Origin of the sequence: Achromobacter sp. 413638 (genome assembly GCF_043119405.1) — a bacterium.
GTDB lineage: Bacteria > Pseudomonadota > Gammaproteobacteria > Burkholderiales > Burkholderiaceae_B > Achromobacter.
This window is the reverse complement of the sequence record NZ_JBICCO010000011.1, coordinates 40,012-64,878: the sequence shown is the minus strand read 5'-3', so window position 1 is coordinate 64,878 and position 24,867 is coordinate 40,012. Positions and strand designations below refer to the sequence as shown.

Annotated in this window: 25 protein-coding genes and 1 tRNA gene; 14 read left to right on the top strand and 12 right to left on the bottom strand. The window is 67.9% G+C overall.

All coding sequences use genetic code 11. The features are described from left to right. Positions 1-27: 27 nt before the first annotated feature. Complete coding sequence (locus ACEU5R_RS07000; RefSeq protein ID WP_392409608.1) at positions 28-642, bottom strand: hypothetical protein; 615 nt, start codon at positions 640-642, stop codon at positions 28-30. A 205-nt stretch (positions 643-847) separates the two neighbouring features. On the opposite strand from ACEU5R_RS07000, the gene ACEU5R_RS06995 reads away from it, so the two are divergent. Together ACEU5R_RS06995 and ACEU5R_RS06990 are read left to right on the top strand one after the other, a co-directional pair. After that, complete coding sequence (locus tag ACEU5R_RS06995) at positions 848-1,093, top strand: hypothetical protein (RefSeq protein WP_103273442.1); 246 nt, start codon at positions 848-850, stop codon at positions 1,091-1,093. Positions 1,094-1,317: 224 nt separating this feature from the next. Continuing rightward, entirely contained in the window at positions 1,318-1,590 is a 273-nt protein-coding gene (locus ACEU5R_RS06990; protein ID WP_103273443.1) for a hypothetical protein, read from the top strand. 53 nt (positions 1,591-1,643) lie between these two features. Here the strand turns inward: ACEU5R_RS06990 and ACEU5R_RS06985 are convergent, their stop codons facing one another. The 3 genes from ACEU5R_RS06985 to ACEU5R_RS06975 are packed head-to-tail and all read right to left on the bottom strand — an operon-like array spanning position 1,644 to position 4,128. Next, complete coding sequence (locus tag ACEU5R_RS06985; protein WP_392409607.1) at positions 1,644-2,207, bottom strand: DedA family protein; 564 nt, start codon at positions 2,205-2,207, stop codon at positions 1,644-1,646. 25 nt (positions 2,208-2,232) lie between these two features. Further along, on the bottom strand, positions 2,233-3,672 hold the full coding sequence (locus tag ACEU5R_RS06980) for a PLP-dependent aminotransferase family protein (protein ID WP_103273445.1): 1,440 nt from the start codon (positions 3,670-3,672) through the stop codon (positions 2,233-2,235). A gap of 33 nt (positions 3,673-3,705) precedes the next feature. Further along, the gene (locus ACEU5R_RS06975; protein WP_392409605.1) at positions 3,706-4,128 is read right to left on the bottom strand and encodes a hypothetical protein; all 423 of its coding nucleotides are present in this window, start codon (positions 4,126-4,128) and stop codon (positions 3,706-3,708) included. A gap of 114 nt (positions 4,129-4,242) precedes the next feature. Between ACEU5R_RS06975 and ACEU5R_RS06970 the strand changes: the two genes are divergently transcribed. Continuing rightward, a tRNA-Met gene (locus tag ACEU5R_RS06970) sits at positions 4,243-4,319 on the top strand. 225 nt (positions 4,320-4,544) lie between these two features. Here ACEU5R_RS06970 and ACEU5R_RS06965 read toward each other — a convergent pair. Then, entirely contained in the window at positions 4,545-5,648 is a 1,104-nt protein-coding gene (locus tag ACEU5R_RS06965; protein WP_392409604.1) for an ankyrin repeat domain-containing protein, read from the bottom strand. A 216-nt stretch (positions 5,649-5,864) separates the two neighbouring features. Between ACEU5R_RS06965 and ACEU5R_RS06960 the strand changes: the two genes are divergently transcribed. Together ACEU5R_RS06960 and ACEU5R_RS06955 are read left to right on the top strand one after the other, a co-directional pair. Further along, the gene (locus ACEU5R_RS06960; RefSeq protein ID WP_103273448.1) at positions 5,865-6,206 is read left to right on the top strand and encodes a hypothetical protein; all 342 of its coding nucleotides are present in this window, start codon (positions 5,865-5,867) and stop codon (positions 6,204-6,206) included. Between the two features lie 289 nt (positions 6,207-6,495). After that, positions 6,496-7,761: a TIGR03862 family flavoprotein gene (locus ACEU5R_RS06955; RefSeq protein WP_392409603.1), complete on the top strand. Its 1,266-nt coding sequence runs from the start codon at positions 6,496-6,498 to the stop codon at positions 7,759-7,761. Positions 7,762-7,765: 4 nt separating this feature from the next. On the opposite strand, the gene ACEU5R_RS06950 is transcribed toward ACEU5R_RS06955, so the two are convergent. Continuing rightward, a complete protein-coding gene (locus ACEU5R_RS06950) occupies positions 7,766-8,167 on the bottom strand; it encodes a hypothetical protein (RefSeq protein ID WP_103273450.1) in 402 nt (133 codons plus the stop codon). A 47-nt stretch (positions 8,168-8,214) separates the two neighbouring features. Then, on the bottom strand, positions 8,215-8,574 hold the full coding sequence (locus ACEU5R_RS06945) for a hypothetical protein (protein ID WP_392409602.1): 360 nt from the start codon (positions 8,572-8,574) through the stop codon (positions 8,215-8,217). Positions 8,575-8,746: 172 nt separating this feature from the next. On the opposite strand from ACEU5R_RS06945, the gene ACEU5R_RS06940 reads away from it, so the two are divergent. The 5 genes from ACEU5R_RS06940 to ACEU5R_RS06920 all read left to right on the top strand — a co-directional run bounded on the left by ACEU5R_RS06940 (position 8,747) and on the right by ACEU5R_RS06920 (position 12,922). Then, positions 8,747-8,878 (top strand): entericidin A/B family lipoprotein, encoded by a 132-nt coding sequence (locus ACEU5R_RS06940; RefSeq protein ID WP_103273452.1) that lies wholly within the window; start codon positions 8,747-8,749, stop codon positions 8,876-8,878. Positions 8,879-9,085: 207 nt separating this feature from the next. After that, positions 9,086-9,514 (top strand): BPTD_2524 family lipoprotein, encoded by a 429-nt coding sequence (locus ACEU5R_RS06935; RefSeq protein ID WP_103276379.1) that lies wholly within the window; start codon positions 9,086-9,088, stop codon positions 9,512-9,514. 2 nt (positions 9,515-9,516) lie between these two features. Continuing rightward, on the top strand, positions 9,517-9,930 hold the full coding sequence (locus ACEU5R_RS06930) for a hypothetical protein (RefSeq protein WP_392409601.1): 414 nt from the start codon (positions 9,517-9,519) through the stop codon (positions 9,928-9,930). 104 nt (positions 9,931-10,034) lie between these two features. After that, positions 10,035-11,327 carry an aspartate carbamoyltransferase gene (locus tag ACEU5R_RS06925; RefSeq protein WP_103273454.1) on the top strand — a complete coding sequence of 431 codons (1,293 nt, stop codon included), beginning with the start codon at positions 10,035-10,037 and terminating at the stop codon, positions 11,325-11,327. Positions 11,328-11,503: 176 nt separating this feature from the next. Beyond that, a complete protein-coding gene (locus ACEU5R_RS06920; protein WP_392409600.1) occupies positions 11,504-12,922 on the top strand; it encodes a diguanylate cyclase in 1,419 nt (472 codons plus the stop codon). A 186-nt stretch (positions 12,923-13,108) separates the two neighbouring features. Here ACEU5R_RS06920 and ACEU5R_RS06915 read toward each other — a convergent pair whose 3' ends face one another. Further along, on the bottom strand, positions 13,109-14,023 hold the full coding sequence (locus tag ACEU5R_RS06915; RefSeq protein ID WP_103273456.1) for a recombination-associated protein RdgC: 915 nt from the start codon (positions 14,021-14,023) through the stop codon (positions 13,109-13,111). A 152-nt stretch (positions 14,024-14,175) separates the two neighbouring features. On the opposite strand from ACEU5R_RS06915, the gene ACEU5R_RS06910 reads away from it, so the two are divergent. Beyond that, complete coding sequence (locus tag ACEU5R_RS06910; protein ID WP_103273457.1) at positions 14,176-14,394, top strand: hypothetical protein; 219 nt, start codon at positions 14,176-14,178, stop codon at positions 14,392-14,394. 469 nt (positions 14,395-14,863) lie between these two features. Here the strand turns inward: ACEU5R_RS06910 and ACEU5R_RS06905 are convergent, their stop codons facing one another. The 3 genes from ACEU5R_RS06905 to ACEU5R_RS06895 form a co-directional block, all read right to left on the bottom strand. Beyond that, positions 14,864-16,525, bottom strand: a complete 1,662-nt coding sequence (locus tag ACEU5R_RS06905; RefSeq protein WP_392409653.1) for an MFS transporter — start codon at positions 16,523-16,525, stop codon at positions 14,864-14,866. Positions 16,526-16,823: 298 nt separating this feature from the next. Next, complete coding sequence (locus tag ACEU5R_RS06900; protein WP_392409651.1) at positions 16,824-18,200, bottom strand: sensor histidine kinase N-terminal domain-containing protein; 1,377 nt, start codon at positions 18,198-18,200, stop codon at positions 16,824-16,826. Positions 18,201-18,318: 118 nt separating this feature from the next. Further along, positions 18,319-19,008 carry a response regulator transcription factor gene (locus ACEU5R_RS06895; RefSeq protein ID WP_103273459.1) on the bottom strand — a complete coding sequence of 230 codons (690 nt, stop codon included), beginning with the start codon at positions 19,006-19,008 and terminating at the stop codon, positions 18,319-18,321. Positions 19,009-19,280: 272 nt separating this feature from the next. On the opposite strand from ACEU5R_RS06895, the gene recA reads away from it, so the two are divergent. Both recA and recX read left to right on the top strand, forming a co-directional pair. Next, on the top strand, positions 19,281-20,345 hold the full coding sequence (recA, locus tag ACEU5R_RS06890; protein ID WP_103273460.1) for a recombinase RecA: 1,065 nt from the start codon (positions 19,281-19,283) through the stop codon (positions 20,343-20,345). A 119-nt stretch (positions 20,346-20,464) separates the two neighbouring features. Next, positions 20,465-21,220, top strand: a complete 756-nt coding sequence (recX, locus tag ACEU5R_RS06885) for a recombination regulator RecX (RefSeq protein WP_392409598.1) — start codon at positions 20,465-20,467, stop codon at positions 21,218-21,220. 152 nt (positions 21,221-21,372) lie between these two features. On the opposite strand, the gene ACEU5R_RS06880 is transcribed toward recX, so the two are convergent. Beyond that, positions 21,373-22,290, bottom strand: a complete 918-nt coding sequence (locus ACEU5R_RS06880) for a LysR family transcriptional regulator (protein WP_103273462.1) — start codon at positions 22,288-22,290, stop codon at positions 21,373-21,375. Positions 22,291-22,500: 210 nt separating this feature from the next. On the opposite strand from ACEU5R_RS06880, the gene metE reads away from it, so the two are divergent. Then, on the top strand, positions 22,501-24,798 hold the full coding sequence (metE, locus tag ACEU5R_RS06875) for a 5-methyltetrahydropteroyltriglutamate--homocysteine S-methyltransferase (protein WP_392409597.1): 2,298 nt from the start codon (positions 22,501-22,503) through the stop codon (positions 24,796-24,798). Positions 24,799-24,867 lie beyond the last annotated feature (69 nt).

Below are 24,867 nucleotides of genomic sequence, written 5' to 3'. Positions count from 1 at the left end.
GCGCGACGCTGCCTCGGCCCGCCCGGTTCAGCCATCCGACTCCGGCGGAATGCCGCCCTGGTAGATGCGACCGCCGAATTCGAAGCGGGTGATGGTCTTGCGCGCGGCATCGAAGATGCGATCGCGCGCCGCTTCGCCGGTCGTGGGATCGTCGGCCAGCGTGAAGCGGCACAGGTCGATGTCGCTGTCGTAGTAGGCCCGGCGCACCAGGCCGCTGACGCCGGCCTCGTGGACGAAGTGCGCGAACTCGCGCAGCTGCTCCATTTCATGGAAGGCGCCGCCGCCGCTGACCAGCAGCATGCCGAACTTGTGCTCCTCGGCGGCCTCGGGCGGCGCGGGATCGCCGGATGCCGGGGCGCTGGCGGGCGCGGGATCGTCGTAGTCGAAGCGCGCGCCGGCCTCGCGCATCGCCGCCAGCACGCGCCGCCATTGGGCTTCGTCCAGCACCTGGCGCGCCATCATGTAGAACAGCCGCTGGCGACCCAGGGCGCGCGGCTCGGGGCCGCCGATGTAGCTGCGCCAGGGGACGGCCGCGTCCAGTCCGGCCAGTTCGGCCATTTGCGCGTCGCCATGGCCCAGCCTGTCCTGCAGGCGCCGCAGCGCCTGGGCATCCGGGGGAAGATAGTTCTGGATCGTCTTCATGCGGGCCTCCATGCCTGGTGTGCCGTCCCGCAGGATGACTCGTCATGCGGACGTACGGGACAGCACACTAGCCTTGCGGCCGCTGCGGGCCCGGCCGCGCCGTGTTCATGCTAGCGCGGCATCGCGGCCTTGCCCAGGGGGCCGGCCGGCGCCGGGCGCCGTGCTAGGATTTGCGCCGACCCCAATACCGCCAGGAGCAAGCGCCATGGATATCCAGGAACAAATCGCCGTCATCGTCCACACCATTTCCCACCAGGGCGGACGCATCGACGCCTTGAACGCGACGCTGCTGTCGATGCTGCATCTGGCCAAGTCCTCGCCCGGTCTGCGCGAGGCCATCGAGGCGCAGCTGGAGCAGAACTATTCCAGTCTGCTGGCCCGTTCCGAGAACCCGCAGTACGTGGCCGGGTTCGAGAGCGTGCGCGACCAGATCGTGGCCGCGCTCAAGTGATGGCGCGGCGCGCCGGATCCACGGCCGCTGTCCCTGGCCCGGCCCTGCCGCAGCCACGCGGCATAGTTACCCACATCTTTTGTGGACAAGCCTTGGGATAGTGCGGGTACAGCCTGGAAAAACCCTTTCATTACAAGCGCTTGACCGCACTGCTCAACAATGGCGTCGGCCGGGCGCCAGAGGGAGCCGCCATGCGGGCCTCAAGCCGGGTAATATGCGCCCCCATGCGGAATCAGTATCGATTGGAAACACCGGGCCGGGCGTCCTACGCCAGGATCTCGGAAGCGGCAAAGCTGGCGGCGTTCGACCCCGGCAAACTCTCTCCCGAGGCGCGCCAGAGCTGGGAGCGCCTGGGGCATGACTTCAAGGCCTGGCATGACTTCGACCAGCGCCATCCCATCCTGCGCCGCCTGGCGCTGCTGCCGTTGATCGGCGGCTGGTATCGCAAGGCCCGCCGCCGCCATGTGCTGCGGGTCGGCGGCAGGTTGCTGGTGTGAGGGGGCGCGCCTGAGTCGCCCTGGACGGTCAAGGCACGGCGCCTTCCGCTTCATCAGCGGCGGCGTTTCGCCAGCCAGCGATGGACCAGCCACACCACCGCCGCCACGGCCAGCGCGGCCGCGAGCTTGGTTTCGACGCCATGCAGCCGCCCCAGCAGCGACTCGATGGTCTGTCCGAACAGATAGCCCAGCAGGCTGAAGCACACGGCCCAGATGGCCGCCGCCACCACGTTGAGCACCAGGAAGCGCGGCGCCGGCACGTTCGACACGCCCAGCGCGATCGGCCCCACCGTGCGCAGCCCGTACAGGAAGCGCAGGCTGAGGATGAAGCCGTCGGGATGCCGGTCCACCGCCGCCAGCGCCTTGGTGAAGGCCGGCTTGGCGCGCAGCCGCAGCACCAGCCTGTGATCGCGCCAGCGCCGGCCCAGGTAGAACAGCGCCTGGTCGGCGATCAGCGAGCCGGCGAAGGCGCACAGCATCACGCCCGGCAGGCGCAGCAGGTGCTGGTGCGCCAGGAATCCGGCGAACACCACTACGCTCTCGCCTTCGAGCAGCGTGCCGCCCAGGACCGCCCACAGGCCGTAGTTGGCGATGAACTCGTGCAGCGCCGGGCTCATGGCGAGGGCCTCCCAGGGGCGCGCGTCACGCCCGCCCCGCTTCGACGATGCGCGCCAGCGTGAGCAGGGCGCGGTCGATCTCGGGCGTGTGGCGCTGGCCACAGCTGATGCGCAGGAAGTGTTCGTAGCGGCCGCTGTTGGAGAACATCGCTCCCGGCGCTACGCGTATGCCCTGACGCAATGCCTCTTCGAACACGCGCATGCCGGAACGGCCGCCGGGCATCTCGACCCACAGCAGCATGCCGCCGCGAGGCATGCTCAGGCGCGTGCCAGGCGGAAAGTGGGAGGCGATGAGTTCGGCGCTGCGGTCACGTTGCGTTTTCAGTTCGCGCCGCAGCCGGATCAGGTGCCGGTCATAGGCGCGCGATCCCAGGTAGTCGGCCACGGCGATCTGCGCCAGCGGTTCGTTGGGACGGCTTTGCGCGAATTTCAGCATGGCGATGCGCGCCTTCCAGCGCCCGCCCAGCAGCCAGCCCAGCCGCATGCCCGGCGCCAGCGTCTTGTGCAGGGACGCGCAATAGATCACGTTGCCGGTAGGGTCCCAGGACTTGGCCGCGGGCAGCGGCGCGTCATCGTCGGTCAGCGCGCCATAGGTGTCATCCTCGATCAGCGGCACCTGCTGGCGTTCGCACAGCGCCACCAGCCGGGCTTTTTCCGCGTCCGGCATCACGCAGCCCAGCGGATTCTGGAAGTTCGGCACGACCACCACGGCGCGGATGTTGCCGTGGGTCTGGAAGGCCAGGTCCAGCGCCTCGATCGACAGGCCGTGTTGCGGGCTGGTGGGGATTTCCAGCGCGCGCATGCCCAGGCTTTCCAGGATCTGCAGCAGGCCGAAGTAGCAGGGCGATTCCACCGCGATCGTGTCACCCGGCCGCGCCACGGCCCGCAGCGCCAGGTTCAGCGCCTCGATGCAGCCATGCGTGACGATGACATCATCGGCGCTGGCGTTGATGCCGTTGGCCAGCGCGCGGCGGGCCAGCACCGCGCGCAGTTCGGGATGCCCCTGCGGCGGCACCGGACTGACCAGCATCTGTGGCGATTGCCGCAGGGCGCGGATCATCGCCTGCTTCAGCTCTTCCATGGGGTAGGCCTCGGGCACGGCCGCCGCCAGCGCGAAGTTGGCGCTGACAGGATGGGCCTCGCATTTGGCGATGAAGTCAGAGACGCGGTCGTGGATGCCCACGTACTGGGCGGCGCCCAGCGCCTGCCGGATGTCCGGCTCGGCCACCGGCGGTATGCCGTTGCGCCGGGGCTTGAGCACGAAATAGCCGGAACGCGGCCGCGCCTCGATCAGGCCGTCGTCTTCCAGCAGGCGGCAGGCCTGCAGCGCCGTGGACAGGCTGACATGGTGGGTGCGGACCAGGGTGCGGACCGAGGGCATGCGCTGGTCCGGCGCAAGCACGCCGTTCTGGATGGCGCGCCGGTAGTGATTGGCCAGGCGGAGATAGAGCGGTTGCGATTCCATGCGCCGATCATGCTCCCCGTGTGTGGATGGCGGCTAGGCACAGATGCAGCCAAAGTACACCATAACAGCAAGGAAATCGAGCTTCTGCATCGGTACAGAAAGCCGGGATGTGTGGCTGTTGCGCATAGCAGGGCCGGCGTAGCCTGTCAGCATCGACAGGAGATGATCATGAACCCCAATTCCCCGCCCGGGCCGCACACGACGTGCCTGGATCTGGCCGGCGGCGCCTCGCGGACATTCCTGCTGCGGGCCGGCGCCAACATCGTCTGCCTGAGCGGCAGCCTGCTCATCGATGCGCCGCGCCTGGCCGAAAACGGCGCGCCGTGCCCGCCGCTGCGCCTGAATGCGGGCGAGGCGCAGGGCGTGGGGCACGGCGGCGTGTTGCGCATCACCGCCATCGGCGCCGCCCAGCTGGTATGCCTGAATCCGCCGGGCTGGATGGCCCGTCTGGGGCATCTGCTGCGGGGTGGGCTGGCGCTGCTGACGGGCGTCGCGGCGCGTCAAAAAACCGGGGGGCGGAGTCGATGCGCTGCACAACATTTCAAAATGATGTATGATTCACACATCAGACGCGGGGTGGAGCAGTCTGGCAGCTCGTCGGGCTCATAACCCGAAGGTCGTAGGTTCAAATCCTGCCCCCGCAACCAGTTTCAGCAGCGTCGCCATTTGACGGCCGCGCGATAAAAAGCCCCGAATGCGCAAGCGTCGGGGCTTTTTGCTATCCGCGTTCCGGCCAGGGCCGGCTTGTCCTTCGCGTCGTTCCGGGCGGAACCGGTCCGCGCAGGCTCATGCCGCCGGGCGATGATCAAGCAATGCCCGCGCGCAGGCGCTCGGCTTAGGCTCATCGCCTGGATGAGCCGCTTGCGTTGCCGTCATTCCGAGTACTCGCCGTCGGCGACGCGATTCATGTGCAGGGCCGGCTCCGCCAGGAAATCCTGGAACGTGGCGATATCGCCGTACTCCTCGTGTTCGATATCCCAGTAGCCGATGCGCCGGGTCTTGGGATTCCAGACCAGTAGGGTGTCGGAATAATCGCCGGACGAGCGGCTCAGGCGCAGCACCTTCTTGCGGCCGGCCTGCATCGGCACCGTGTCCGTTAGCGCGAAGAACTCCACGAAACCGAAATCGCAGTCCGGCAGTTCGATGCGTCGCTGCGCGCCTTGCAGGAAATCGAGCAGGTCCGGCGGCAGCTTGTAGGGCTTGAGTTCATGCAGCCGGTTGGCCAGGCTGTGCAATTCCGGGGGTTCCAGCGATTTGAAGTACGCCGCCAACGCCGTGTCGTCCTGCTCGACCGCGACGGTATAGGGGCGGTCGCCGTCGCGATTGCTCAGCGATACGTCCGCGCCATGCTCCACCAGCAGGCGGCACAGGTTCAGGTCGCGATTGCGGGCGGCCACCAGCAGGGGCGTCGCGCTATCGGAGAACACCTGGTCGCGGGCGCCGAAATTGATGTCCACGCCATGCGCGAGAAAGAAATCCACCGCCTGCCGGTTGCGATTGAATACCGCCGAGCGGAAGGCTTCCCCGCCATGCATGGCCACGGTGTGCCCGAGCGCCTCGATGACCGGCAGGTGCTTGAGCTTCTTTCCGTACAGCGCCTGCTGGTAGGCGTCGCCGCCGACCTTGCGCCGGGCGTGGATGTCGGCGCCGTGGGCCGCCAGATACCGCATCAGGTCCGGCGTGCCGTAGCGGGCGGCCAGCGGAAACGCGGGCGCGTCCGCGCGGTTCAGGTCGGCGCCGCGCTCGACCAGCCAGTGCACGGACGCGGTGGCATGGGCGGCCAGCGCCAGCATGAGCGGGGGTTCCCTGGTGTGCGGGCCCAGCACGATGGCGGTCTCGATATCGCAGCCTTCGGCCAGGGCGCTGTCCAGCGCGGCGACGTCGCCCGCCAGCAGCGCCGCCACGAACGGCGGCACGGTCTCGAAATTGCCGATGTCGGCGATCTTCACCATCAGGCGGAACTCCAGTCGTGTCATGGGCGCGCGCCGGCATGGCGGCGCGCGCCGCGCAGGGCGCGCGGGTAGCGGGCCATCCTAGCACGCGCGTCGCGGGTCCCCAGCTGCCTCGCCGCTTGCGCCAGGTCAAGCGCAAGCGTGGTCCGGAGTTTCCCCGATACCTTGCGGGCGCACGGCGGGGCGGTGCTGAGCTACCATGGTCTCAGCCTGCGGCTTGGCCGCGAACAAGGAGGGTGCATGGGTACTGCAAAATACGATCATCCCGGTTATGTCGCCGACACGGGCGATGCAGGCAAGTATCACGTGGGCATCTGGTGCCCGCACGGCTATCCCGCCCATATCCATATCGGCAGGCCGGCCGATGGCGGCGACCCCCTGGCGCTGCTGCGCCTGCGCATACCGGACGGCGTGTTCCAGTCGCTGGCCGACGATCCCGAGACGCTGTGCAGGCGGGCGCTCGGACAGGCGCTGGGCGCGGGCCTGCTGCGCACCGTGGCGGTGGACGGCGACTACCAGGAGATCCGTTTCGAACTCGACGCCGAGCCCTGGGGCGGCCCCATGCAGGCGGCGCGGGCCTGACGAGTTGCCCACAGCGGTTGTGGAAAAGCCTTGGGATAGCCGCTGTGCATGTGTAAATAGTGACGTGATAACAAGGGCTTGGCGCCGGCGCTCAATAAGTGTCCGATCCGGCGCCCGGTCCCTGTTCACCACCCCCATGCGACAATCGCAGCCGCCGCGCCGCCCGCGGCGCTTTTTTTTGTTTTTCCCACGCCATGATTCCGCCACGTTGCTCCGCATTTCCGTGCCTGTTCCGCCATGACTGCTCGCAGGCGTTCGTCGCTCGCGACGGACGCGCGGGGGCGGGACGATGAGCGTGGTGACGGGCGACGCCAGGCCCGGGCGCGTGGCCGTGATCGGCGGCGGTCCTGCCGGCCTGATGGCGGCCGAGGGTCTGGCCGCCCGGGGCTACAGCGTGGATGTGTATGACGCCATGCCGTCGGTCGGCCGGAAGTTCCTGATGGCGGGCCGGGGTGGATTGAATCTGACGCACAGCGAGCCGGCCGGGCCGTTCCTGGCCCGCTATGGCGATCGCGCCGCGCAGGTCGCGCCATGGCTGGCGCGGATGGATGCCGCCGCCTTGCGCGACTGGGCGCATGGCCTGGGCGTGCGCACCTTCGTCGGCACGTCCGGCCGCGTGTTCCCCGAGGAAATGAAGGCCGCGCCCCTGCTGCGCGCCTGGCTGGCGCGGCTGCGCGCGGCCGGCCTGCGCTTTCACATGCGGCACCGCTGGCTGGGCTGGCCCGAGGATGCCGCGGCCGGCGCCGCGGATCTGCGTTTCGATACGCCTGAGGGCGAGCGTCGCGCCTCGGCCGATGCCGTCGTGCTGGCCCTGGGCGGTGGCAGCTGGGCCCGCCTCGGTTCGGATGGCGCCTGGGCGCCGGGCCTGCGCGCGCGCGGCGTCGCCGTGGCGCCGTTGCGGCCGGCCAATTGCGGCTTCGACGTGGACTGGTCGGAACATTTCCGCGAGCGCTACGCGGGCCAGCCGGTCAAGCCGGTATCCATGCGCTGCGGCGATGACGCGAAGGCGCGGCAGGGCGAGTTCGTGGTCACGCGCAGCGGCATCGAGGGCAGCCTGGTCTATGCGCTGTCGGCGGCGTTGCGCGATCGCCTGCAGGCCGATGGCCGCGCGACCGCGGTGCTGGATCTGCTGCCCGACTGGCCGCAGGAAAAAGTGATGGCGGCGGTGACGCATCCGCGCGGCTCGCGTTCGCTGTCCAGCCATTTGCAGAGCCGGCTGGGCCTGACCGGCGTGAAGGCGGGCTTGCTGCGCGAATGCGCGGGCGAGCAGGCGCTGCGCGATCCCGCCCTGCTGGGCGTGCGCATCAAGGCGCTGCCGGTGCCGTTGCAGCGCGCGCGTCCGATCGACGAGGCGATCAGCACGGCGGGGGGCGTGAGCTTCGATGCGCTGACGCCGGGCCTGATGCTGCGCGCCATGCCCGGCGTGTTCTGCGTTGGCGAAATGCTGGATTGGGAGGCGCCCACCGGCGGCTATCTGCTGACTGCCTGCATGGCGGGCGGGCTGGCGGTGGCGGATGGCGTGGCGGCCTACCTGGGCGCGCCACGCGGGGATTGAGGCTTCAGGAACTGGTGAGGATGGACGGGCTCGCCGGCGCGGCGCGCGGGGCCAGGTCGCTGACCACCTGGCCGACCACCGGCGGCGCGCCGTCCTGGGCCAGGATGCCGATGACCCGGGTAACCGAACTGGCTTCCACGCGGGAACCCTGGCCCGGATCCTGAACCAGCTGCCAGATCACCGCGTCCGCGGCCTCGATGTCGGTCAGGCTGGCGTTGGATTCGTCCAGGCAGCCACGGGTGAATGCGGACCAGTCGGCCGCGCTGCAAGGCAGCCCGTGCGCCGTGGCCAGGCGTGCCAGCGCCAGCGGCGCGTCGCGCTGGCTCGCGGCCTGCTGGGCGGCGGCGCCCAGCGACACGTCCAGCGACAGCTGGCGCAGAAATTCCACGACGTTATCCGTATTCATCTTGCGGTCTCCCTCTCAAGCCGTTCAGGTTGGCGGGCGCGGTGGTGTCAGCCGGGCTTGCCGCCCAGCATCGACACCAGCGATTGCTTCAGGCGCGGCGAAAAAATAGGCACGGTGTGGGACACGCCGCTGCGGTCCACGCCTTCTTTCAGTTCGACGGACTGGCCCTGGAACACTTCCGGCGCGCGGGCGATGTCGTTGTAGCGCGCGAGCAGCGCGTCCACCTGGGACTGGGCGTCCGCCAGCGTGCTGCACGAAGCCAGTTTGCCGGCCGCGTGTTCCTGCAGAATGCGATGCAGGTCGTCGATGAAAAGGGCCAGCGCCGCCGGACCCCGGCAGCCAGGCTGTTCCCAGCCCCAGCTTTTCGGGGCCGTAGCGCCGGCCGTCGATGCGTATGTTTTGGTCATTCGTGCATCCTAATGCATTGCCGTGAAATGCGCGACAAGGGCAAGCGAGCGTCGGCCCGGCGCGCTTCGGCCGGCGGCGGCGGCCCCGCTTTCGCGAGTGGATGGCCAATGCTCAAGACGTGGGCTTTGCGGTATGCTGGGCTCGGTTTCCAAGCCAAGAAAGGAGAACTCCATGAAGAACAAAGTCTTTCTCGTCATGCTGCTTTCGATCGCCGCGCTTTCGGCGGGTTGCAATACCGTCGCGGGCGCGGGCAAGGATATACAGCGCGGCGGAGAAAAGATCGAGGACGCCGCCAAGAAGTAGGCAGCCTCGCCAGCGTCTGTTCGCGCGGCGCAGGGCCGCGTCCGGGATGCCCAGGCATGCCGGACGCGGTTTTTTTATCGCCGGGCGGCTCCCGGACGGCGCGCCGCCTTGACGGCCCCAAGCGGGCGCCGCATGTCGTGCCCGGCCGGTCACGAATGCGGGGCTGGCATAATCGCGGGAATCCGAAAGTCTGAAACGGGAACGATGATGCGCAAGTCTGTATGGATGGTGGGCGCGATGCTGGCGGCGTCGCTGGGCGGGTGCGCGAGCACCGGCGTGTACGAGGCCGAAACCGCGCTGCACGAAACCTTCATCGTCGACACGAATTCGCAGGCCGCGTTCCGACGCGCGGGCGAGTACGTGCGCGCCTGCCACGTGAACGTCGCCCATCCCTACAACGTCGCCTATGCCTGGAAGCCCAAGCTGGGCGAGAAGGGCGCGCCCGACGAGGTGCAGGTCTACAAGGTGGGCGAGCAGGCCAAGGTGCTGGAACTGATCACGTCCGAAGCCGAAAGCCCGAGCAAGGCCAAGGTGACGATCACCGTGGTCGGCGAAGGCCGCTGGGACAAGGCCGAGATCGCCGCCGCCCGCGCCTCGATCGAGAGCGCGACGCCGGCCTGCCGCCAGGGCGGCTGATCATGGAGCCGCGCTCGGGGCAGGGTCGGGCAGGCGCGATGGCGTTCGCGCTGTTCGCCGGCGCGTTCCGCCTGCTGGCCTGGATTAACGGCGGCGCGGCGCTGGTGCTGGTGTTCTTCATGCTGGGCGTGATCGGCTCGGACGTGGCCGCGCCCGATCTGCAGGCGCCGCTGGCGCTGTACCTGGCGGGTTTCCTGGGCGCCTGCGGCGGTCTGCTGTTCGGCTGGCTGGCGCAGGCCAGCCTGTTGCGACAGGGCGACACCCTGCGGCCCGGCCGGCGGCACTGGCCGGCCCAGGCGCTGGCCGTGCTTTTCTATGTCGTGAGCGCGCTGTGCTTCTGCGCCGCCTGCTGGCTGGCCGCCGGTTCCGCCGCCACGGCCGATGCCTCGGTGACGACGGGCTACACCGGCGCCTAGGAAAAAACACGGGTAAACCCGTGTGCGCAAAAGTGTTGGACTTGCACTTGCGTTGAGAATAATATGCGCAGTGCGTATATAAATCCTCTTCCTCGGGGCCTGTCATGACCATCTCCCAGCAAGCTTTCCTGCGCGACGCCATGCGACGCCTGAACCTGACGCGCGACGTCTTCGCCACCCGCATCGGCGTCAAGCGCCGGGCGCTGGATACCTGGCTGCTGCCCGAGGGTTCGCAGGAATTCCGCGCCATGCCGGAAGTGGTGCAGCGCTTCGTCAGCGAAATCGTGCAGAACGGCGTGCTGCTGGAAAAATATACGCAAAGCGTACAAGACGGTCCGCTGCGTGACCGCATCGCCGTCGAAGGCAAGCATCAGCTGGTATCGGTGGACCAGTTCACCCGCGAATCGGTGGAAGACCTGTTCCGCGTGGCCGACATGATGCAGCCCATCGCGCGTCGCCAGAAGATCTCGCGCGTGCTCGAGGGCGCGGTGCTGGGCAACCTGTTCTTCGAGGCCAGCACCCGTACCCGCGTCAGCTTCGGCTCGGCCTTCTGCCGCCTGGGTGGCTCGGTCTGCGACACCACCGGCTTCACGTTCTCGTCCATGGCCAAGGGCGAATCCATCTACGACACCAGCCGCGTCATGAGCGGCTATGTCGACGCGATGGTGATCCGTCATCCCGACCAGGGCTCGGTGGCCGAATTCGCGCGCGCCACCAACATTCCGGTGGTCAACGGCGGCGACGGTCCTGGCGAACACCCCAGCCAGGCGCTGCTGGACCTGTACACAATCCTCACCGAGTTCTCGCGCCTGGGCAAGCTGCTGGACGGCGCCCACATCGCCATGGTCGGCGACCTGAAATATGGCCGCACCGTGCACTCGCTGATCAAGCTGCTGGCCCTGTACAAGGGCGTGAAGTTCTCGCTGGTGTCGCCGCGCGGCCTGGAGATGCCGTCCTACATCATCGAACAGGCCAGCCGCAACGGCAACGTCATCGAGCAGAAGAGTTCGCTGGGCGAGGGCCTGGCGGGCGCCGACGTGATCTACGCCACGCGCGTGCAGAAAGAGCGCTTCGCCAACGAAGAGAACGAAGGCTACACGCCCGACTTCCAGATCAACCGCGCCATCATCGATGAATACTGCGGTCCGGACACCATCGTGATGCACCCGCTGCCGCGCGACAGCCGTCCCGGCGCCAACGACCTGAGCGTGGACCTGAACCACGATCCGCGCCTGGCGATCTTCCGCCAGACCGACAACGGCATCCCCATCCGCATGGCGATCTTCGCGGTGCTGCTGGGCGTGGAAGGGCTGGTGCAGCACTCGATGCGCGACGTGACGTGGCAGCATCCCACCCACATCGGTCCCGACGACTCGGCCTTCCACGGCCTGGACTGATCCGCGCCGTTCCGATTTCCCCACAAGGCGGCCGCGCTTGCGGCCCGCCCCGGGCGATTTGAAGCATAATCCGCGCTGGTTTTGCCGTCGGGATGTCCCCGCGGCGAGTTTGTGTCGCGCGCCGCTGCCGGGCGCGCTTCGGGGCTAGCGGCCCTGATCCGGTCGGATGGTCCCCTATGTCTTCGAGCAGCAGCGCAATCCCCGTCACTCCCGCCGTTGCCGGCCAAGCCTGCTATCTGAGCGCATCGAATGCGCAGGCCTGGCAGGCGGTCTACCAGTCCGTGGACGCCTACACCCGGGGGCAGGTCGCCGCCGTGGTGTCCGACAGCGCCACCGCGCTGGTCGACGCCTTCTATTCCACGCTGTTGTCCGATGCCGAGGCGGGGCCGCGCCTGTCGCACGAGATCGTCTCGACCCGCCTGAGCAGCGCCATGAAGGGCTGGCTCAAGGGCCTGCTCTGCGTGCGCGACCAGGGCGATATCGCGGCGCTGATGGCGGCGCAGAAAAAGGTCGGCGAGGTCCACGCGCGCGTGCACATCCCCATCCATCTGGTGATGGCCGGCGCGCGCATCCTGAAGAACGAGATCGCGCTGCGCCTGCGCGCCAGCGACCTGGACGGCATGGCCGCGTCGGTGGCAACGCAGTATGTCTGCAATCTGTTCGACCTGGCGATCGAGCAGATGAGCCGCGCCTTCATGCGCGACGTCAACCGCGGCGCGCGCAACGACGAGGCCTACCGGCTGTTCGCGCTGGGGCAGAACATCTCCACCGAGCGCGAGCGGCAGCGCGCCGCGCTGCTCGAATGGAGCCAGGCCGTGCTGATCGGCCTGCACTACCGCGCGCCGGAGCAGGTGCTGCCGCGCCTGGCGGCCTCGGAGTTCGGCCTGTGGCTGCACCACAAGGGCGGCGTGCTGTTCGAAAGCGCGCCCGCGCTGCGGCAGATCATGGAAGCGGTGGCGCGACTGGATGATGTGGTGCTGCCCGGACTGATGCGCGGCGCCGAGGGACCGGGCGCCATGCCGGACCTGGTGCGCGAGCTGCAGGAACTGGTGGCGCGCATCAAGCACCTGCTCAACGGTCTGTTCGACATGGTGGCGGAAATCGAGAGCGGCAGCGATCCGCTCACCAACGTGTTGAACCGGCGCTTCCTGCCCTCGGTCATCGGCCGCGAGATCGCCATCGCCACGCGTCAGCATTCCGCGTTTTCCGTGCTGCTGCTGGACATCGACCACTTCAAGTCCATCAACGATCAGTATGGGCACAGCGGCGGCGATCAGGTGCTGCGCCAGTTCGCCGAGGTCGTGCACCAGGCCTGTCGTTCCAGCGACTTCGTGTTCCGCTACGGCGGCGAGGAATTCCTGGTGGTGCTGGTGGACACGGGGCTGGAGGCCGCGATGCTGGTCGCGCAAAAGCTGGGCGCGGAAATCCGCCGCCACGCCTTCTCGGTGTCGGAGGCCGCCAATCTGAAGATCACGGCCAGCATCGGCGTGGCCTCGTTCGACGGCCATCCCGACTACGCCTACCTGATCGAGCGGGCCGACAAGGCGCTGTACCGCGCCAAGCAGGCCGGACGCGACCAGGCCGTCGCGGCCTGAACGGCGGGGGCCGCCGCGCCCCCTGGGCCGCCGTGGGCCCAGACCTTGGCGGCCACGCTGTTCCGGCGCGCGCCGAATGTCGGATCGCACAATGCAGAACCCCCGGAAGGCTGGATCGGAATCCAGCTTCCCGGGGGTTTTGGCATTCAGGCTTCGGTCATCCCGGGCTGTCCCGGGATGCGGCGCTCAGACGCGCTTTTCGCCGCCCAGCGCCTCGACCAGCTCGGCCATCAGCTTGGCCAGCTCGCCCGTCATCAGCATCATGTCGGAATCGAACTTCTCGTCGTCGTTCGCGGCGATGGCTTCGTTGCCTTCCTTGAGCACGTCCAGCGGCGCGACGCGCTTGACGTCCAGGTTCTCGGTCAGCACGAAGGAGATGCGGTCGGCCCAGGTCATGGCCAGGCGCGTGCACTGCTTGCCGGACTGGATGTGGCGGCGCACGTCGTCGGCGTCGATGGAGTGCTTGACGTATCGGATCGCCGCGCCGCTTTCGCCGGACGAGCGCAGCTCGGTGTCCTGGTCGATGGTGAAGTTGGACGGCGCCTCGTCCTCGGCCAGCCAGCCGGTCATGGCCGAGGCGGGCGACTGGGCCACGTACAGGTTTTCCAGCGGGAACGGGTCGATGCACTTGGCCAGCAGCCCGATCACTTCATCGGCCTTGGCGGAAGCGGCCGCGTCGATCACCAGCCAGTGGTTCTGCGGGTCGATCCAGACGCGGGTGTCGCGGTACACGCTGAAGGCGCGCGGCAGCAGCTCGTCGGTGACGCGCTCCTTGATTTCCTTCATCTGCTTGCGGCCCGGCTTGTAGCCTTGCTGCTCTTCGATTTCCTGGGCGCGCGCCTTGGCGACCTGGTTGACCACGGTGCCGGGCAGCAGCTTCTTCTCGGCGCGCAGCGTCAGCAGGATCTGCCCGCCCACCACGTGCGCCAGTCCGCCGTTCTCGCGCGGCGGCACCCAGCCCAGGCTCTGCATTTCGAGATTGTTGGCGCCGGCGCTGCCGCTGGCCTGATAGGCATGCCGCGCGAGCGTTTCTTCCAGCTGCTCGCCCACGAGCGTCCACGGCGAGGAAAGGCGGTAGATCTTAAGGTTCTTGAACCACATGTGCGTCGGCCAAAAGGGTTGATTCTATACGACCCGGCCCACCCGGATCGACCTTGCGCTGCGCGCGCGCGACGCGACACGATCTGTCACTGACAGCCCGGAGCGCATGCGGTAACGTCCGCCGCAACGCTCATCGACACAAGGAGAATGGCATGAAATTGTCGACAATCATTGGCGCAGTGCTGATCGTGCTGGGCGTGGCCGCGCTGGCGTACAAGGGCTTCAACTACAAGTCCGAAGAGACCGTGCTGCAGATCGGCTCGGTCAAGGCCACCGCGGAAACGGAGAAGTCCGTGGCCATTCCGTCCTGGGCGGGCATCGCCGCCATCGTGGTCGGCGTGCTGGCGGTCGGCGTGGGCATGCGCCGCTGATCCGACGCCAAGGCATTTCCCGAAGGCCCGCGCTTGCGCGGGCCTGTTCGCGCGCGCAAAAAAAAAGCGGCCCGGCGCTATGCAGGCCGGGCCGGTACGGGAGCACGCAATGCCGCGTCATAAAAGGCTCGCGGGGAACGCGACATTGGTGTCAGAGCAGCAGCCCTGCAAATCGTCTGGCAGGGGGATCAATCGCCAGGTGATTTGGCGCAAGGCCGTAATCTGAGGCGCCAGTCTAAGGGCAGGGGTCTGACAGCGTCCTGAATCGAACAGGGCGCGCGCGGAACACAGAATTCCATGCGCGGCATGGCGAAGGGGCCCGTCCCGCGACGTGTCTGCCGGCGCGGGTCCGGCGCGCGCCGGCAGGCCTTGGCGGTTCGACGCGGACAGGGCAAAAAAAAAGCTCCCGAGGGAGCTTTGTGAAAGGCCGGGCAGGCGCAGCAGTCCCGCCCGGCGGGGGATGGATGGTTTACTCGTTGATGTCGTTGTCCTTGGTCTCGCGCACGAACAGCGTGCCGATGACCAGCGTCATCACGGCGATGATGATCGGGTACCACAAGCCATCGTAGATGTTGCCGGTGGCGGCGACCACGGCGAAGGCGACCGGGGGCAGGAAGCCGCCGAACCAGCCGTTGCCGATGTGGTACGGCAGGCTCATCGAGGTGTAGCGGATGCGGGTCGGGAACATTTCCACCAGCATGGCCGCGATCGGGCCGTACACCATGGTCACGTAGATCACCAGGATGGTCAGCAGCAGCACGACCATGACGTTGTTGCTCTGGGCCGGATCCGCCTTGGCGGGATAGCCGTGCGTGCGGATCGCGGTGGTCAGGGCCTTGTCCAGCTCGGCGGCCTTGGCCTTGAACTCGGCCGGCGCCAGCGTCTTGCCGTCGAACGAGGCGAACTCGTCGCTGCCGATCTTGACCTTGGCGACCGAGCCGGCGGGCGCCGCTTCGTTCTTGTAGTTCACCGAGTTGCGGGCCATGAAGGACTTGACCACGTCGCAGGAGCTGGTGAACGAGGCCGTGCCCACGGGGTTGAACTGGAACGAGCAGGTCGCCGGATCCGCGATCACCGTCACCGGGGCCGAGGCCTGGGCCTTTTCCAGCGCCGGGTTGGCGAAGTGGGTCAGACCCTGGAAGATCGGGAAGTAGGTCAGCGCGGCGATCAGGCAGCCGGCCATGATGATGGGCTTGCGGCCGATCTTGTCCGACAGCGCGCCGAACACGACGAAGAACGGGGTGCCGATCAGCAGCGCCACGGCGATCATGATGTTGGCGGTGTTGGCGTCGACCTTCAGCGTCTGCGTCAGGAAGAACAGCGCGTAGAACTGGCCCGTGTACCAGACCACGGCCTGGCCGGCGGTCAGGCCCAGCAGCGCCAGCAGCACCACCTTCAGGTTCTTCCACTGGCCGAACGATTCGGCGATCGGCGCCTTCGAGCCCTTGCCTTCTTCCTTCATGCGCTTGAAGGTCGGCGATTCATTGAGCTGCATCCGGATCCACACCGAGATGCCCAGCAGCACCACCGAGATCAGGAACGGAATGCGCCAGCCCCAGGCCTTGAAGTCGTCTTCGCCCATGAACGTGCGGATGCCCAGGATCACCAGCAGCGACAGGAACAGGCCCAGCGTGGCGGTGGTCTGGATCCACGACGTGTAGAAGCCGCGACGGCCGTGCGGCGCGTGCTCGGCCACATAGGTGGCCGCGCCGCCGTACTCGCCGCCCAGCGCCAGGCCCTGCAGCAGGCGCAGCGCGATCAGGATCGCGGGAGCAGCCAGGCCGATGCTGGCGTAGCTGGGCAGCACGCCCACCAGGAAGGTGGACAGGCCCATGATCACGATGGTGACCAGGAACGTGTACTTGCGGCCGACCAGGTCGCCCAGGCGGCCGAACACCAGCGCGCCGAACGGACGCACGGCGAAGCCCGCCGCGAACGCCAGCAGGGCGAAGATGAAGCCCGCGGTGGGGTTCACGCCGGAGAAGAAGTGTTGCGCGATGATGGCCGCGAGCGAGCCATACAGATAGAAGTCATACCATTCGAAAACCGTGCCCAGCGAGGACGCGAAGATGACGCGGCGTTCATCCTTGGTCATCGGGCGCGGATCCGCGGAGGGACCGCGGCCTGCCATAGTGGTTGTGCTCATGATGTCTCCTCGTTTTTTCGCCGGCGGTTTCTCCGCCGTGCCTGACCCTCCGCCGGCAAGGCCGACATCGAGCTATACGCAAGGTAGGGAACGAGACTGACTCGGTTCTGACGTAACCCTTACCTGAGGCTTAAATTTGCAACAAAAAGAAACCGCCTCATAGGGAGGCTAGGGATAGCACTTAGGAACCAAAGGAGCGGGCGTCGCGCTGTTTTGGGCTTTCGGCAAGCCGCCGCGGCCATTGGAAGGGATGCATGCGCGGGCATATCCGCGCAGCGACGCGCTAGGCGTCGGCGGACGGGTCCGGTTCCGCGTACAGCGGGAAGGCGACGCGGATGCGGGTGCCCGGCAGGTCGGAATAGGGGCTTGGATGGTCGCTGATGACGACCGTGGCCTGGTGGGTCTGCGCGATCTCGCGCACGATCGCCAGGCCCAGGCCGCTGCCGTCGGACAGCGTGCCCAGCACGCGGTAGAAGCGGTCGAAGACCCGCTCGCGTTCTTCCGGCGCGATGCCGGGGCCCGAGTCCTCGACCTCAAGCACGCCTTGCTCGCCCAGGCTCTGCACCCGCACCGTGATATGGCCGCCGCGCGGCGTGTAGCGCAGCGCGTTGTCCACCAGGTTGTTCAGCAGCTCGGCCAGCAGCAGCGGGTTGCCGTTGATCTCGACCGGCGTCTCGGCGCCCTCGAAGCCCAGGTCGGTGCTGAGCGACAGCGCGTGCGGCACCCAGTGCATGGCCTGCTCGTAGGCGATGGCGTTCAGGTCGGTGCGGGCCAGGCCGATGGCGGCGGGGTTCTCGGCGCGCGCCAGCAGCAGCAGCTGGTTCACCAGGCGGGTGGCGCGCTCCGATCCGGTGACCAGCTGGCGCAGGCTGGATTGCATTTCCTCGGGACTGGCGTCGCGCAGCGCCAGCTCGGCCTGCGTGCGCAGCCCGGCCAGCGGCGTCTTCAGCTGGTGCGCGGCGTCTGCCACGAAGCGGCGCTGCGCCTGCACGTTGGACGACAGCCGGTCCAGCAGGTCGTTCATGGCCGCCAGCAGCGGCGCGATCTCGGACGGCGCGGCGCGCTCGTCGATCGGCGACAGGTCGTCGGGCCGGCGCGCGCGCAGCCGCTGTTGCAGCGCGTTCAGCGGCGCCACGCCGCGCGACAGCCCGAACCACACCAGCAGCACCGCCACGGGCAGCACCACGAACTGCGGGATGATCACGCCCTTGATGATGTCGTTGGCGAGCTGGGTGCGCTTTTCCACCGTCTCGGCCACGATCAGCAGCGCCGGCTGCGTGCCGGGCAGGTTCAGGTCGACCCAGGTGTAGGCCATGCGCACGCCGAAGCCGCGCAGCGTGTCGTCCTCGTACAGCACTTGGCCGGGGCTGGGCTGGCCCACGCTGGCCGGCAGCGGCAGGGCGCGGTCGCCCCCCAGGTACTCGCCGCGGCTGCCCAGCGCCAGCCAGAACACGCTGTCGGTCTCGTCGGCGCGCAGCACCTCGCGCGCGGCGTCGGTCATCTTCAGCGTCGCGCGGCCGTCCTGCGCGTGGACCTGGCGCGTCAGCACGTGCAGATTGTTGGCCAGCGCGCGGTCGTAAGGCACGTTGGCGATGTTCTGGGCGACCACATAGGTGATGGCCACGCTCATGGGCCACAGCAGGAACAGCGGCGCCAGCATCCAGTCCAGGATCTCGCCCAGCAGCGACCGTTGCGGCGGCGCGAAGCTGGGGCCCTTGGCCCCCGCCCGCATGACATCCAGTGCTTCTTGATTGAGCTTTTCGGGATGCTGCGGGGAATCAGCTGGCGAGGTAGGCCGCACCCTGGTCCCGTTCAAGGCAATAGCCCAGGCCGCGCACGGTCACGATCTTCACGCCGCTGGGCTCGAGTTTCTTGCGCAGGCGGTGCACATAGACCTCGATCGCGTTGGTGCTGACTTCCTCGCCCCATTCGCACAGGTGATCGACCAGCTGGGTCTTGCTGACCATGCGGCCGCTGCGCGTGAGCAGGATTTCCAGCAGGCTGACCTCGCGCGCGGACAGGTCCAGCGTCTGCTCGTCGACCATCGCCACGCGGCCGGTCTGGTCGAACACCAGGCGGCCATGCTTGAGCAGCGTGGCGCCGCCGCCGGCGCCCCGGCGGGTCAGCGCGCGCACGCGCGCCTCCAGCTCGGACAGCGCGAAGGGCTTGGCCATGTAGTCGTCGGCGCCCAGGTCCAGGCCCTTGACGCGCTGCTCGATGCTGTCGGCGGCGGTCAGGATCAGGACGGGCAGGGAGGAATTGCGCGCGCGCAGGCGCCGCAGCACTTCCAGGCCCGCCAGATGGGGCAGGCCGAGGTCCAGGATGAGCAGATCGAAGGCCTGGGCGGCCAGCGCGGAATCGGCCGCGAGGCCGTCGCGCACCGCGTCGACCGCGTAGCCATTGTGCCGGAGCGAGCGGGACAGGCCGTCTGCCAGGATACTGTCGTCTTCGGCGATCAGGATACGCATGGGCTGCTGCTAGTGTTGTACGTCCCCCGCGCGATGCCGGTTGCTGCCCTGTCGCCCGCGCGGATTTTTTCTTCTGTCGCGGGCGGTCCGGCGGCGCAATGGGGACGAATCACCGGGGGCGTCTGGAATTCTGTCACAGGGCGCGGCGCTTGCCACTCAGGGTATACGTGGAAAACTCTGGCACACTGTTTTTTTGTACAGTACAATCCGATGCCATAATCTCGACCGCAACCCGACCCGCAACCCGATACGTTACACAGACAGGACTTCACATGGACGACAAAACCACCAAGGCCGCTGCCGCGGAAAAGGCCAAGGCGCTCGCCGCCGCGCTCTCGCAGATCGAAAAGCAGTTCGGCAAGGGCTCGATCATGCGCTACGGCGACAACGAAGTCTCCCACGACATCCAGGTGGTTTCCACGGGTTCGCTGGGTCTGGACATCGCGCTGGGCGTCGGTGGCCTGCCGCGCGGCCGCGTGGTCGAGATCTATGGTCCGGAATCGTCGGGCAAGACCACGCTGACGCTGCAGGTGGTCGCTGAAATGCAGAAGCTGGGCGGCACCTGCGCCTTCGTCGACGCCGAACACGCGCTGGACGTGCAGTATGCGTCCAAGCTGGGCGTGAACCTGGCCGACCTGCTGATCTCGCAGCCGGACACGGGCGAGCAGGCGCTGGAAATCACCGACGCGCTGGTGCGCTCGGGTTCGGTCGACCTGATCGTCGTCGACTCCGTCGCCGCGCTGGTGCCGAAGGCCGAAATCGAAGGCGAAATGGGCGATTCGCTGCCCGGCCTGCAGGCCCGCCTGATGAGCCAGGCGCTGCGCAAGTTGACCGCCACCATCAAGAAGACCAACTGCATGGTCATCTTCATCAACCAGATCCGCATGAAGATCGGCGTGATGTTCGGCAACCCCGAAACCACCACCGGCGGCAACGCGCTCAAGTTCTACGCCTCGGTGCGCCTGGACATCCGCCGCATCGGCTCCATCAAGAAGGGCGATGAGGTCGTCGGCAACGAAACCCGCGTCAAGGTCGTCAAGAACAAGGTCGCGCCGCCGTTCAAGCAGGCCGAGTTCGACATCATGTACGGCGCCGGCATCTCGCGCGAAGGCGAAATCATCGACCTGGGCGTGGCCGCCAACGTGGTGGACAAGTCCGGCGCCTGGTACAGCTACAACGGCAACCGCATCGGCCAGGGCAAGGACAATGTCCGCGAATACCTGAAAGAGCACCGCGAGCTGGCGATCGAGATCGAAAACCGCGTGCGCGAGAACCAGGGCGTGGTCAGCCGCGCCGCCGAGTTCGTGCCCACGGCCGAAGACGCCAGCGAAGACTGAGCGTCCTCGTTGCGCCCGGGCTCGCGCGAGCGGGCGTCGGGCGTGTACGGCAGTCGGGCGACGGCAGGTTCCTGGTTCGGGAACCTGCCGTTGTCGTTTTCCTGTCTACACTTCATGCCATGAGCTGGAAACCTTCCGCCAAATCCTCCGAGCATCTGCGCGCCAAGCTGGATGACGAGTTCGAGACCGTGGCCAAGCCGCAAGGCCTGCGCCGCAGCTCCGACGCGCGCCGCGCCGCCGAGCCCGCCGCCGCGCCGGACGAATGGCAGCGCACGTCCGAGCAGCGCGTCCGCGCCGGCGCGCGCCGGACCCGGGCGGATCGCGAGGGCGCCCGCGACGATGTGCGGGACGACGATGGACCGGACAGCGATCGGACGGGCCGCGACAGGAAGGAGGGCGGTGCGCAGGCCGATGGCGGCAAGCCCGAGCGCAAGGGGCCGTCGCTGAAGATGCGCGCCGTGGGCTATCTGTCGCGCCGCGAGCATGCGCGCGCCGAACTGGCCCGCAAGCTGGCGCCTCATGCCGAGGATCCGGCCGAGATCGAGGCGGTGCTGGACGCGCTGGAAAAGGAAGGCTGGCTGTCCACCGAGCGTTTCGCGCAGAGCCTCGTGCATCGGCGCGCGTCGCGCCAGGGGGCGGCGCGCATCGTGCAGGAGCTGCGCCAGCATGGCGTGGACGACGGCCAGGTGGCCGAATTGCGCGACCAGCTTCGGTCCACCGAGCACGAGCGCGCGCTGGAGGTCTGGCGCAAGCGCTTCGGCGAAAAGCCGGCCGACCGCGCGGCCTATGCCAAGCAGGCGCGCTTCCTGGCCAGCCGCGGCTTCGCGCAGGATGTCATCCGCCGCATATTGGGCGGCGCGGGCGACGAAGAGTAGACCTGGCCGGCGAGTCGGGCCAGGACCGCAAACGCCAGGCCCCAAACGCCAGGTCCCAAGCGCCAAGTTTCCGGCCACAGGCGCCAGGCGTATTGCGCGCAACCATTGCGACCCTGACGGCCCGCTCGCGCGGGCCATCGCCGCCTCCGCGCCTATTTCGCCGACTTGATCCCGCTCAGCGTCTTGAAGCAGACGTCGCGCGTGATGGTCAGGAATTCATCGATGTACGAGGCGTCTGTGTCCTCGCTGCGCACCGTGGCGTAGAGCGTGCGCCATACCCCCTGCGGCCCCAGCCGGCACTGCCGCAGCCAGCCCTGGTTCATGTATTCCGTCAGCGCCCAGTTCGGCAGCGCCGCCACGCCGCGGTTGCTGGCGACCAGCTGCGCGATGATGGGGGTGAGTTCGGCCTTGCGTATCGCGGCCGGCTCCACGTCGGCCGGGTCCAGGAACGCGGTGAAGACGTCCAGGCGCTGCTTGTCCACCGGGTAGGTGATCAGCGTCTGGTCCGCCAGCTGGTCCGGCATGACGAACTTGCTGCCGGCCAGGGGATTGGATTCCGATACCGCCAGCACCAGTTCGTACTTGAACAGGGGCAGGTAGTCGACCGCGTCCAGCGGCTGCGGATCGGAGGTGATGACCAGGTCCAGGTCGCCGCGCACCAGCGCGGGCAGCGGCGCGAAGGAGAACGCCGCCGACAGGTCCAGCGCCACGTCCGGCCATTGCGCGCGGAAGGCGTCCAGCGCCGGCATCAGCCACTGGAAGCAGGAGTGGCAATCGATGGCCAGGTGCAGCCGACCGCTGCGGCCCGCCGCCAGGCGCTGCAATTCCCGTTCAGTGGCGCGCATGCGCGGCAGCACTTCGTCGGCCAGCGCCAGCACGCGCAAACCGGCGGTGGTCAGGCGGGCAGGGCGGGTGCGGCGGTTCAGCAGCGGCGTGCCCAGCCGGGTTTCCAGGTCGCGCAGCTGGTGCGACAGGGCGGATTGGGTCAGGTGCAGCCGTTCGGCGGCTTCCTGCAGGCTGCCGCCATCGCGGATGGCGGTCAGGGTTTCCAGGTGACGAATTTCCAGCATGGGGGGCGTTCAGACCAAAAAAGGGCGCGGAAAGAATGCGCGGGAGACGGGCGGACGGGCGCCGGAACGGGCTATCCCACGGAAGGCTCATGTGCTTATATTTTATGAGATTCTCTCATATTATGAATGTAGACATTGATTTTGACTCAAATTGATTGTGCGCCAGAATAGCCGTCACTTGAACAAATTTTGTCTTCGGACCTTATCGACATGACGACTATTCATAATCTGGGGTTCCCCCGCATTGGCGCCCATCGTGAACTGAAGCGCGCGGTCGAGGCCTACTGGGCCGGCAAGCAGACCGCCGAAGCACTGGAACAGACCGGCCGCGAGTTGCGCGCCCGCCACTGGCAGCTGCAGGCCGCCAACGGCCTGGCCTTCGTGCCGGTCGGCGATTTCGCCTGGTATGACCAGATCCTGGAATGGACCACGCTGCTGGGCGCCGTGCCCGCGCGCTTCGGCCAGAAGGACAACGAATCCGTGTCGCTGGACACGCTGTTCCGCATGGGCCGCGGCCGCGCGCCCAGCGGCAAGCCCGCCGCCGCCTGCGAAATGACCAAGTGGTTCGACACCAACTACCACTACATCGTCCCCGAGCTGACGCCGGGCCAGACCTTCCGCGTCGCCCGCGAATCGCTGTTCGAGCAGATCAAGGAAGCACAGGCGCTGGGCCTGGCCGTCAAGCCCGTGATCCCGGGGCCGCTGACCTGGCTGTACCTGGGCAAGGGCGATGCCTATGCCGACGGCGCCGCCGACACCGGCAAGCTCAAGCTGCTGGAAAACCTGCTGCCGGTCTACCAGGCCGTGCTGGCCCGCTGCGCCCAGCAGGGCGTGCAATGGGCGCAGATCGACGAGCCCATCCTGGCGCTGGACCTGCCGCAAGCCTGGCGCGACGCGTTCAAGCAGGTTTACGCCGCGCTGTCGTCCAGCCCGCTGAAGCTGCTGGTCGCGACCTACTTCGACGGTCTGAAGGACAACCTGCCCACCGCGCTGGCCCTGCCTGTGGCCGGCCTGCACGTGGACCTGGTGCGCGCGCCGGAACAGCTGGCCGAGGTCGTTGCCGGCCTGCGCGCCGACCAGGTGCTGTCGGCGGGCGTGATCAACGGCCGCAACATCTGGCGTACCGACCTGGATGCCGCCGCCGCGATGCTGGCGCCGATCAAAAAGCAGCTGGGCGAGCGCCTGTGGCTGGCGCCGTCGTGCTCGCTGCTGCACGTGCCTGTGGACCTGGACAATGAAACCGAACTCGATGCCGAGTTGAAGAGCTGGCTGTCCTTCGCCGCGCAAAAGCTGCAGGAACTGAACCTGCTGGGCCGCGCCCTGGATGGCGCCACCGACGCCGCCACCCAGGACGCGCTGGGCAGGCAGCGCGCCGCGCTGGCCGCGCGCCGTTCCTCGACCCGCATTCACAACCCGGCCGTGGCCGCCCGCATGGCCGCCGCCGGCGGCGTGTCGCGCGACCGCGCCCCCTTCGCCGGCCGCATCGCGCGCCAGCAGGAAGAGCTGGGCCTGCCCGCCTATCCCACCACCACCATCGGTTCCTTTCCGCAGACCGCCGAAATCCGCGCGCTGCGCCGCGACTGGAAATCCGGCGCGCTGACCGACTCGGCCTACGAGGCCGCGATCCGCAAGGAAATCGAGGAAGTCATCCGCTTCCAGGAAAAGGTCGGCCTGGACGTGCTGGTGCACGGCGAACCCGAGCGCAACGACATGGTGGAGTACTTCGGCGAGCTGCTGGCCGGCTTCGCCTTCACCAGGAATGGCTGGGTGCAGAGCTACGGCTCGCGCTGCGTCAAGCCGCCGGTCATCTTCGGCGACGTGGCCCGCCCCGCGCCGATGACGGTGGGCTGGTCGTCCTACGCCCAGTCGCTGACCGACAAGCCGGTCAAGGGCATGTTGACCGGACCGGTCACGATCCTGCAGTGGTCCTTCGTGCGCGACGACCAGCCGCGCGAACAGACCTGCCGCCAGCTGGCGCTGGCGCTGCGCGACGAAGTGGTGGACCTGGAAGCCGCCGGCATCAGCGTGATCCAGATCGACGAGCCCGCCATCCGCGAAGGCCTGCCGCTGCGCCGCGCCGACTGGCAGGCCTATCTGGACTGGGCCGTGGACTGCTTCCGCCTGTCGACCGCCGGCGTGCGCGACGAGACGCAGATCCACACGCATATGTGCTATTCGGAGTTCAACGACATCATCGAATCCATCGCCGCCATGGATGCCGACGTCATCACCATCGAGACCTCGCGTTCCAACATGGAACTGCTCAAGGCTTTCGAGGACTTCCGCTATCCGAACGACATCGGCCCGGGCGTATACGACATCCACTCGCCCAACGTGCCTGAAGTCGACTGGATGGTCGGCCTGATGCAGAAGGCGGCCGCGCGCCTGCCCAAGGAGCGGCTGTGGGTCAACCCTGACTGCGGTCTGAAGACCCGCGCGTGGCCCGAGACCGAGGCCGCGCTGATCGGCATGGTGCAGGCCGCCCGCGCACTGCGCGAAGCCGCCTGAACAAGCCGACGGCCGGCGCGTCCGGCAACGCCCGTCCCCGGTTTGGCCCGCGCATGCGATGCATGCGCG

Coding starts and splice junctions, on each gene's coding strand:
- ACEU5R_RS06975 (WP_392409605.1), bottom strand. CDS start 4,128: ATGCCCCAGACGGGCCATCCAGCCCGGCGGATTCAGGCATACCAGCTG.
- recA (WP_103273460.1), top strand. CDS start 19,281: ATGGACGACAAAACCACCAAGGCCGCTGCCGCGGAAAAGGCCAAGGCG.
- ACEU5R_RS06985 (WP_392409607.1), bottom strand. CDS start 2,207: ATGAGCCCGGCGCTGCACGAGTTCATCGCCAACTACGGCCTGTGGGCG.
- ACEU5R_RS06945 (WP_392409602.1), bottom strand. CDS start 8,574: ATGACCAAAACATACGCATCGACGGCCGGCGCTACGGCCCCGAAAAGC.
- ACEU5R_RS06910 (WP_103273457.1), top strand. CDS start 14,176: ATGAAATTGTCGACAATCATTGGCGCAGTGCTGATCGTGCTGGGCGTG.
- ACEU5R_RS06930 (WP_392409601.1), top strand. CDS start 9,517: ATGGAGCCGCGCTCGGGGCAGGGTCGGGCAGGCGCGATGGCGTTCGCG.
- ACEU5R_RS06980 (WP_103273445.1), bottom strand. CDS start 3,672: ATGGAATCGCAACCGCTCTATCTCCGCCTGGCCAATCACTACCGGCGC.
- ACEU5R_RS06940 (WP_103273452.1), top strand. CDS start 8,747: ATGAAGAACAAAGTCTTTCTCGTCATGCTGCTTTCGATCGCCGCGCTT.
- ACEU5R_RS06895 (WP_103273459.1), bottom strand. CDS start 19,008: ATGCGTATCCTGATCGCCGAAGACGACAGTATCCTGGCAGACGGCCTG.
- ACEU5R_RS06935 (WP_103276379.1), top strand. CDS start 9,086: ATGCGCAAGTCTGTATGGATGGTGGGCGCGATGCTGGCGGCGTCGCTG.
- ACEU5R_RS06905 (WP_392409653.1), bottom strand. CDS start 16,525: ATGGCAGGCCGCGGTCCCTCCGCGGATCCGCGCCCGATGACCAAGGAT.
- ACEU5R_RS06950 (WP_103273450.1), bottom strand. CDS start 8,167: ATGAATACGGATAACGTCGTGGAATTTCTGCGCCAGCTGTCGCTGGAC.
- ACEU5R_RS06960 (WP_103273448.1), top strand. CDS start 5,865: ATGGGTACTGCAAAATACGATCATCCCGGTTATGTCGCCGACACGGGC.
- ACEU5R_RS06900 (WP_392409651.1), bottom strand. CDS start 18,200: ATGCTGGCGCCGCTGTTCCTGCTGTGGCCCATGAGCGTGGCCATCACC.
- ACEU5R_RS06925 (WP_103273454.1), top strand. CDS start 10,035: ATGACCATCTCCCAGCAAGCTTTCCTGCGCGACGCCATGCGACGCCTG.
- metE (WP_392409597.1), top strand. CDS start 22,501: ATGACGACTATTCATAATCTGGGGTTCCCCCGCATTGGCGCCCATCGT.
- ACEU5R_RS06990 (WP_103273443.1), top strand. CDS start 1,318: ATGCGGAATCAGTATCGATTGGAAACACCGGGCCGGGCGTCCTACGCC.
- ACEU5R_RS06920 (WP_392409600.1), top strand. CDS start 11,504: ATGTCTTCGAGCAGCAGCGCAATCCCCGTCACTCCCGCCGTTGCCGGC.
- ACEU5R_RS06955 (WP_392409603.1), top strand. CDS start 6,496: ATGAGCGTGGTGACGGGCGACGCCAGGCCCGGGCGCGTGGCCGTGATC.
- ACEU5R_RS06995 (WP_103273442.1), top strand. CDS start 848: ATGGATATCCAGGAACAAATCGCCGTCATCGTCCACACCATTTCCCAC.
- ACEU5R_RS06880 (WP_103273462.1), bottom strand. CDS start 22,290: ATGCTGGAAATTCGTCACCTGGAAACCCTGACCGCCATCCGCGATGGC.
- recX (WP_392409598.1), top strand. CDS start 20,465: ATGAGCTGGAAACCTTCCGCCAAATCCTCCGAGCATCTGCGCGCCAAG.
- ACEU5R_RS06965 (WP_392409604.1), bottom strand. CDS start 5,648: ATGACACGACTGGAGTTCCGCCTGATGGTGAAGATCGCCGACATCGGC.
- ACEU5R_RS06915 (WP_103273456.1), bottom strand. CDS start 14,023: ATGTGGTTCAAGAACCTTAAGATCTACCGCCTTTCCTCGCCGTGGACG.
- ACEU5R_RS07000 (WP_392409608.1), bottom strand. CDS start 642: ATGAAGACGATCCAGAACTATCTTCCCCCGGATGCCCAGGCGCTGCGG.